This is a genomic window from Streptomyces atriruber (assembly GCF_001418325.1).
Classification (GTDB): Bacteria; Actinomycetota; Actinomycetes; order Streptomycetales; family Streptomycetaceae; genus Streptomyces; species Streptomyces atriruber.
The window spans coordinates 3,865-4,221 of sequence record NZ_LIPN01000557.1 but is presented as its reverse complement, the minus strand read 5'-3'; the positions used below and the strand labels follow the sequence as shown (position 1 = coordinate 4,221).

Sequence of the window (357 nt, the reverse complement as noted above, 5' to 3'; positions counted from 1 at the left end):
GGCGGATGCGGGGGGCGTCGGCGAGTTCGACGACTATCGCGTTGTAGCCCGCCTGTTCCGCGTAGGCGGGCAGGAGCGGGGGGTGCGGGAAGACGTAGGACCAGATGCGGCCTCGTCCGCTCATCCTTCGCCAGGTGCTGTCGAAGGACTGGCAGTGGGGGCAGCAGGGCCTCGGCGGAAAGCGGAGCTCGCCGCAGGCGGTGCAGGCCTGTATCCGGAGTTCGCCTCGGGCGGCGTACTCCCAGAAGGGGGCGCCGTCGTCGTCCGGCGTGGGGGTCAGGAGGGGTTCGGTCGTCGCATCTGCCATGTGATCGTCCTTTGCCGGGTGCGGGGTGTTCGTGGTTGCTCGCGCAGTTC

Annotated in this window: 1 protein-coding gene; it reads right to left on the bottom strand. The window is 69.7% G+C overall.

Annotation, left to right across the window (positions count from 1 at the left end; all coding sequences use genetic code 11):
* Window positions 1–307: Zn-ribbon domain-containing OB-fold protein (locus tag AOK03_RS38360; RefSeq protein ID WP_208609693.1), on the bottom strand; the 307-nt coding region annotated here is incomplete at its 3' end.
* Between the last annotated feature and the right edge of the window lie 50 nt (window positions 308–357).